The sequence below is a fragment of the Burkholderia sp. Cy-637 genome (genome assembly GCF_011753175.1).
GTDB classification, from domain to species: Bacteria; Pseudomonadota; Gammaproteobacteria; order Burkholderiales; family Burkholderiaceae; genus Burkholderia; species Burkholderia gladioli.
In genome coordinates this window covers 1-5,602 of record NZ_VWWC01000277.1, presented here as the reverse complement: position 1 = coordinate 5,602, position 5,602 = coordinate 1, and the positions used below count along the sequence as shown (strand labels likewise).

The following is a 5,602-nucleotide window of genomic DNA, read 5'->3' as shown; positions in this document are numbered from 1 at the left end:
TCGCGCCAGCGCGTGCAGGCGGCCAGGTCCTCGGCGGAGGCGCGTTCGCGCAAGCGCACGGCCCAGCCGGCGGCCGCGCGCGCCACCGCGCGATCGAGCGGCGGCGCCTCGCGATCGGCCGCCGCGCTCACAGCGCCAGCAGCAGGCATGCTTCGTAGGCGCTCACCATGTAGCGTTTGACGGTGCGATCGCTGATGCCGAGCCGCAGGGCGATCTCGGCATAGGTCAGCCCCTCCAGTTGAGACAGCAGGAAGGCGGTACGTACATTGGGCGGCAGGCGATCGAGCATCGCGTCGATCTCGTGCAGGGTCTCGAGCACCAGGCAGCGCTCCTCGACCGAGGGCGCGCAGGCTTCGGGCAGCAGGGCCAGCGCCTCGAGCCAGGCGCGTTCGAGCGACAAGCGGCGGTAATGGTTGAGCACCAGGCGGCCGGCGACCGTGCTCAGGTAGGCGCGCGGCTCGCGCAGCTCGCGCGGATCGAAACCGCCGGCCCCGCTCCAGGCGCTCAGCACCCGCACGAAGGTGTCCTGCGCCAGGTCCGCCGCGTCCGAGGCATTGCCGAGCTTGCGGCGCAGCCAGCCCTGCAGCCAAGCGTGATGGTCGAGATACAAGGTGCTGACTTCACGTTGCACGTCGGAGAGGACGGCGGACATCGAGGAAACCCCTTTTGCGGCAAGCACTTCGAATCCGAAGTGAAGATAAGAATCATTCGCATTTTTATATAACTGACAGCTTTGTGCAATCGCTCGATGCATGCGAAATAAGGGGCGGGTTGACGACACGGCGAACCGGCAAGGACCGTCGGGCGCCTGTCGCGACGGCCGCCGCCGGGCGTGGAACAGGGGCTCCAGCCTTGCCGCGGCGCCCGATCCCGGCAGACATGATTCGATCCACCCGCCGGCCGCGATCAACGGAAATGCAGGCCTTTGTCCTCACTGGTCATACCAGTATGAACAAAGGCCGGGCCTGCTTTTCGCCTCTGCCGCAAGCTGCAATCACGGCTGATCGGCTCGATCCGAATCCCGCCCAGCCCTGTCCACGCCCGTTTTCGGCGCCTTCCTCGCGCTTGCGCACCCGAATGACGCATCGCCGCCGCGCAAAAACGGTGCATCGACGCGCCGCCGTGCCGGTCAGCGTGGCCAGACCAGCCGAACGGCACATGGCCCGGCTCTTGCTAAATCATCGGGGGCCGCCACGGCGGCTCGACCAGACCGCTCCGACTCACCGACAAGATCACCCGAGAACCCGCGATGGATTTCCGACCGAACCGCACCTCCTCCCGCCGCGCCTGGCTCGCCGCGCTGCTGGCCGCCCCCGCCCTGCTGCTGTTCGGCGCGAACGCCGCCCAGGCCGACGCGCTGGACACCATCACCAAGAGCGGCACCCTGCGCGTCGCGGTGCCGGAGGACTATCCGCCGTTCGGCTCGGTCGGCGCCGACATGCAGCCGCAGGGCTACGACATCGACACCGCCGCGCTGCTCGCCAAGTCGCTCGGCGTGAAGCTGCAACTGGTGCCCGTCAACAGCGCGAACCGGATTCCCTACCTGACCACCAACAAGGTGGACCTGGTGATCTCATCGCTCGGCAAGACGCCCGATCGCGAGAAGGTGATCGACTTCTCGGCCGCCTACGGCCCCTACTTCCAGGGCGTGTTCGGCCCCGCCGACATCAAGGTGGCGGGCCCGGCCGACCTGACGGGCAAGACCGTCGGCGCCACGCGCGGCGCGCTGGAGGAGATCGCGCTGACCCAGATGGCGCCGAACGCCACCATCAAGCGCTTCGAGGACAACAACGCGACCATCCAGGCCTTCCTGTCGGGCCAGGTGCAGCTGATCGCGGCCGGCAACATCGTGGCGGCGGCGATCCTCGCCAGGAACCCGCCGCGCCGCCCCGAAACCAAGTTCGTGATCAAGAACTCGCCCTGCTTCGTCGGCCTGAACAAGAACGAGCCGCGCCTGCTGGCCAAGGTCGACGCGGCGATCGCCCAGGCCAGGAAGGACGGCGCGCTCGACGCGATCTCGAAGAAGTGGCTGGGCCAGCCGCTGCCCGCCGGTCTGTGAGCGACGCGCGGCGCGCGGCCCGGAGCGACGGTGGTCGCGAGCTCCTGAGCGAGCGTCGTCGCGGGCCCCTGAGCGAAGGTCGTCGCGGGCCCCTGAGCGAAGGTCGTCGCGAGCCCCTGAGCGAAGGTCGTCGCGGGCCCCTGAGCGAAGGTCGTCGCGAGCCACTGACCGAGATCCGTTGCGGGCCTGCGAACGCCGTCCCTCGCGGGCCCGCGAGCGACATCCGCCGCGGCGCTCTCGCGGCGACGACATACGCGGCCCGCGCCTGACCTGCCGGGGCGGCCCAACGCGGCGCCGCCCCTCCCGAAGCCCAACCAACCCAGCCTCGAGATGACCTACCAGCTCCAGTTCGGCGATCTCGCCGACTACGCCGGCATGTTCGCCAGCGGCGCGGCGACCACGCTCGCGCTCACCGCCGCGTCGACCGTGCTCGGCCTCGCCATCGGCGTGCTCGGCGCCGCCGCGCACGACACGCGCGCGCCGGGCCTGGCCTGGCTGCGCGCGCTGACGGGCGCCTATGTCGAGGCGATCCGCAACACGCCCTTCCTGGTGCAGTTGTTCTTCGTGTTCTTCGGCCTGCCCGCGCTGGGCATCCACATCGGCGAGGTGACGGCCGCGGTGCTGGCGATGACGCTGAACCTGGGCGCCTACTCGGTCGAGATCGTGCGCGCCGGCATGGCCGCGGTGCCGCGCGGCCACCACGAGGCGGCCGCCGCGCTGGCCATGTCGCGCGCCCAGGCGTTCCGCCACGTGGTGCTGCCGCAGGCCTTCGCCAAGGTGTTCCCGGCGCTGACCAGCCAGATCGTGATCACCATGCTCGGCTCGGCGGTGGTCTCGCAGATCTCGGTGGCCGACCTGAGCTATGCGGCCAGCTATATCCAGTCGCGCAATTTCCGCGCCTTCGAAACCTACTTCGTGATCACGCTGGCCTACCTGGCGATGGCGCTGCTGCTGCGCTTCGTGCTGAATACCGCCGGCCGGCGCCTGTTCCTGCGCCGCGCGGGAGGTGCGCGATGATCGAATTCAGCTTCTGGCAGATCCTCCACAACCTGCTGCTGGCCGCGCGCTGGACCGTGGTGCTGTCGCTGGTCTCGTTCGTGCTCGGCGGCGCGCTCGCGCTGGCCCTGCTGGCGATGCGCGTGTCCAGCAATGTCGCGCTGCGCGGCGCCGTGAAGCTCTACATCGAGATATTCCAGGGCACGCCGCTGCTGATGCAGATCTTCGTGGTGTTCTTCGGGCTGCCGCTGGCCGGCCTCGACGTGCCGCCCTGGGTGGCCGCCACGCTGGGCCTGACCTTCTTCACCAGCGCCTACCTGGCCGAGATCTGGCGCGGCTGCGTCGAGGCGGTGCCGCGCGGCCAGTGGGAAGCCTCGGCGAGCCTGGCGATGAGCTATCTCGAGCAGTTGCGCCACGTGATCCTGCCGCAAGCCGCGCGCATCGCCGTGGGGCCGACCGTCGGCTTCGGCGTGCAGGCCGTCAAGGACACCGCGCTGGTCTCGATCATCGGCTTCACCGAGCTGACCCGCGCCGGCACCGTGATCTCGAACGCGACCTTCCGGCCGTTCCTGGTCTATGGGCTGGTGGCCCTCATCTATTTCGCGCTCTGCTATCCGCTGACCCGCTGGGCGCGCGTCTTGCAAAGGAAATGGCATGCCGCTCGTTGAAACCCGCGCGCTGGAGAAGAACTTCGGCGCGAACCATGTGCTGAAAGGCATCGACTTCAGCGTCGAGCGTGGCCAGGTGGTGAGCATCATCGGCCGCAGCGGCTCGGGCAAGAGCACCCTGCTGCGCACGCTCAACGGCCTGGAGAGCATCGACGCCGGCTCGATCACCATCGACGGCACCACCGTCGACGCGCGCCGCGGCGACCTGCGCGCGCTGCGCCTGAAGGTGGGCATGGTGTTCCAGCAGTACAACCTGTTCCCGCACCTGAGCGCGGGCCAGAACGTGATGCTCGCGCAGACCGTGGTCAAGCAGGCCAACCGCCACCAGGCGCGCGCGATCGCCGAGCTGATGCTGGAGCGCGTGGGCCTCGGCGACAAGTTCGACGCCTATCCGGAACAGCTTTCCGGCGGGCAACAGCAACGCGTGGCGATCGCCCGCGCGCTGGCGATGAAGCCGGCCGTGCTGTTGTGCGACGAGATCACCTCGGCGCTCGATCCGGAGCTGGTGGCGGAAGTGCTGGGCGTGGTGGAGAACCTCGCCAAGGAGGACATGACGCTGATCATGGTCACGCACGAGATGCGCTTCGCGCGCGCCGTGAGCGACCAGGTGGTGTTCATGCACCAGGGGCGCGTGTGGGAAAGCGGGCCGCCCGAGCAGATCTTCGGCGCGCCGAAGACGATCGAGCTGCAGCGTTTCGTGCAGTGAATTCGCGCGGGCGGCGAGCGCAATGCAAGGACGCGTTTCGCCCCGCTCGCGCGGCGCAGCATCGGCCAGCCTTGGTCGCGACGTCGCGCTGGCGCGGCTCGCACGCGAGCGTCGCCCGTGTCGCGCGCGCGGCTTGTGCGGTGCGATGGCGAGGCCTCGCTTACCGCCCCTGGCAACGGTGATCCGCGGTAACACAATCGAAGGGAACGGCCGGCCGTCGCGCGCGGTCCATGACAGCATATCGAGCGTGTCGCGGGTGCCACCGCCACGCTCGACGCTCCACCGTAGCGACAGTCCAGGCCGCCCCGCGCGCGGCCTTCGTCATCATCGCGTCACGTCGATACGGTATTTCCGATGTCCCCGCGTCTGCGACGCGGCTGCCCTGCCTTCGGAGTCGACCATGCTGAGCCCACACGAACTTGCCACCCTGATGCTGATCCACGGCGCGCCCGACGGGATCGATCCCGATCGCGCCGAGATCGACACGCTGCTCGAACACCGTCTGGTGTCGGTCGAGCCGCACGAGGACGGCGTCGCGCGACCGGCGCTGACGGCCACCGGCCGCTCGGTGCTGGCGGCCGCGGGACGGATTCCGTCGGCCACGCCGGCGATCCGCGACCTGGCGCCGGGCGCGTGAGGGTGAGCGTGGCACGGCGAATGCGCGCGGCGGGCGGGGCAGCCTGCGGCGCGCATTCGCGCCGTCCTGCTTCTGGCGTGAAGGGCCGCACCCCGCGCGACGCCACCGCCACCGCCCGATAAACCACCATTCGTCTTCACTGCGCCTGCCCCCAGCCCCAGCGCCGATTGCCTCACGCGACAAATCGCCTCACCTTTCAGCGCGCAAGCCCGTTCCGCCGTCCCGCCTGACACATTCCCGACGCAAATCGCGCCGCAGTGGTTTACCATCGCGCGATGCTGTCGCCCATCTCCTCCCGACGTCGTCTGACCGCCTGGCTTGGCCTGCTGGCCATCTGGCTGCTGGTGCTGATGCCGCTCGCCAGCCAGCTGGCGGAAGCGGCGGCCGCGCATCGGCCTGACGCGCCGATCTGCGCGGCGGCGCAGCATGTCGACCGGCACGAGTTGCCGCGCGACGCCTTGTCCGCTTGCGGCTATTGCGACTTGCTGGCCTCGCATGCCTACGCGCCGGCCGCCGCGTAGGCATGCGAGGCCAGA

General features: G+C 69.5%; 7 protein-coding genes. 6 read left to right on the top strand and 1 reads right to left on the bottom strand.

The window, feature by feature from the left end; genetic code table 11:
- Nucleotides 1–127 precede the first annotated feature (127 nt).
- On the bottom strand, nucleotides 128–652 hold the full coding sequence (locus F3J10_RS34145; protein ID WP_167243918.1) for a sigma-70 family RNA polymerase sigma factor: 525 nt from the start codon (nucleotides 650–652) through the stop codon (nucleotides 128–130).
- Nucleotides 653–1,249: 597 nt separating this feature from the next.
- Between F3J10_RS34145 and F3J10_RS34140 the strand changes: the two genes are divergently transcribed.
- From F3J10_RS34140 to F3J10_RS34115, 6 genes are all read left to right on the top strand, one after another.
- Complete coding sequence (locus F3J10_RS34140) at nucleotides 1,250–2,059, top strand: transporter substrate-binding domain-containing protein (protein WP_025100935.1); 810 nt, start codon at nucleotides 1,250–1,252, stop codon at nucleotides 2,057–2,059.
- Between the two features lie 330 nt (nucleotides 2,060–2,389).
- On the top strand, nucleotides 2,390–3,076 hold the full coding sequence (locus F3J10_RS34135) for an amino acid ABC transporter permease (RefSeq protein WP_025100936.1): 687 nt from the start codon (nucleotides 2,390–2,392) through the stop codon (nucleotides 3,074–3,076).
- Nucleotides 3,073–3,723, top strand: coding sequence for an amino acid ABC transporter permease (locus tag F3J10_RS34130; protein ID WP_166913643.1), 651 nt, complete (start codon nucleotides 3,073–3,075; stop codon nucleotides 3,721–3,723). Before F3J10_RS34135 ends, F3J10_RS34130 begins: the two co-directional genes overlap by 4 nt.
- Entirely contained in the window at nucleotides 3,710–4,429 is a 720-nt protein-coding gene (locus F3J10_RS34125; protein WP_025100937.1) for an amino acid ABC transporter ATP-binding protein, read from the top strand. The genes F3J10_RS34130 and F3J10_RS34125 overlap by 14 nt, the downstream gene beginning before the upstream one ends.
- A 400-nt stretch (nucleotides 4,430–4,829) precedes the next feature.
- Complete coding sequence (locus tag F3J10_RS34120; protein ID WP_036034613.1) at nucleotides 4,830–5,066, top strand: hypothetical protein; 237 nt, start codon at nucleotides 4,830–4,832, stop codon at nucleotides 5,064–5,066.
- A gap of 275 nt (nucleotides 5,067–5,341) precedes the next feature.
- Entirely contained in the window at nucleotides 5,342–5,587 is a 246-nt protein-coding gene (locus F3J10_RS34115) for a DUF2946 family protein (protein ID WP_167243917.1), read from the top strand.
- Nucleotides 5,588–5,602: the final 15 nt, after the last annotated feature.

Excerpts from the sequence above, each read along its gene's own strand:
- F3J10_RS34145 (WP_167243918.1), bottom strand. The coding sequence starts at position 652 with ATGTCCGCCGTCCTCTCCGACGTGCAACGTGAAGTCAGCACCTTGTAT.
- F3J10_RS34140 (WP_025100935.1), top strand. The coding sequence starts at position 1,250 with ATGGATTTCCGACCGAACCGCACCTCCTCCCGCCGCGCCTGGCTCGCC.
- F3J10_RS34135 (WP_025100936.1), top strand. The coding sequence starts at position 2,390 with ATGACCTACCAGCTCCAGTTCGGCGATCTCGCCGACTACGCCGGCATG.
- F3J10_RS34130 (WP_166913643.1), top strand. The coding sequence starts at position 3,073 with ATGATCGAATTCAGCTTCTGGCAGATCCTCCACAACCTGCTGCTGGCC.
- F3J10_RS34125 (WP_025100937.1), top strand. The coding sequence starts at position 3,710 with ATGCCGCTCGTTGAAACCCGCGCGCTGGAGAAGAACTTCGGCGCGAAC.
- F3J10_RS34120 (WP_036034613.1), top strand. The coding sequence starts at position 4,830 with ATGCTGAGCCCACACGAACTTGCCACCCTGATGCTGATCCACGGCGCG.
- F3J10_RS34115 (WP_167243917.1), top strand. The coding sequence starts at position 5,342 with ATGCTGTCGCCCATCTCCTCCCGACGTCGTCTGACCGCCTGGCTTGGC.